1 protein-coding gene is annotated in these 725 nt (G+C 66.3%); it reads right to left on the bottom strand.

Features of this window, described 5'->3' with window-relative positions:
• Positions 1–713: beta-ketoacyl reductase (locus LG396_RS38835; RefSeq protein WP_225798318.1), on the bottom strand; the 713-nt coding region annotated here is incomplete at its 3' end.
• Positions 714–725 lie beyond the last annotated feature (12 nt).

The following is a 725-nucleotide window of genomic DNA, read 5'->3' as shown; positions in this document are numbered from 1 at the left end:
GCCTGGTCGAGGAGTTGGAGGGCCTGGGTGGCGGGCATGGGCTCGAACCCGCGGCGGGTCAGCCGGGCACGGTCGGCCGCGGCCATCCGCCCGGTCAGCGCACTGTCGTCCTCCCACAAACCCCACGCAATCGACACCGCCGGCAAACCCTCCGCACGACGATGCTCCGCCAGCGCATCCAGGAAAGTATTCGCCGCCGCATAATTCGCCTGCCCCGGCCCACCCAGAAGACCAGCCGCCGAAGAATACATCGCGAAAACCGCCACACCAGGCAACTCCCGCGTCGCCACATGCAACTGCCACGCACCATCCACCTTCGACCGCAACACCCCCCGCACCCGCTCCGCCGTCAAATCCTCAACCAAACCATCATCCGTCACACCCGCAGCATGAATCACACCCGTCAACGGACGATCCACCGGCACAGCCGCAAGCGCCCGCTCCACACCCTCCGCCTCCGCAATATCACACGCCACCACCTCAACCCGCGCCCCCAAACCCTCCAACTCCGCACGCAACTCCACCGCCCCCGGAGCCTCCAGACCCCGACGCGAAACCAACACCACCCCACCAACCCCATGCACCGACACCACATGCCGCGCAACCAACGCACCCAACGTCCCAGTCCCACCCGACACCACAACCGTCCCCGCAGGATCCAACCCCCGCGGAACACGCAACACCAACTTCCCCACATGCCGAGCCTGACTCATAAACCGAAACGC

The organism is Streptomyces aculeolatus (genome assembly GCF_020400605.1).
GTDB lineage: Bacteria > Actinomycetota > Actinomycetes > Streptomycetales > Streptomycetaceae > Streptomyces > Streptomyces aculeolatus.
The sequence above is the reverse complement of the archived record's forward strand: the minus strand, read 5'-3'. Positions and strand labels throughout refer to the sequence as shown.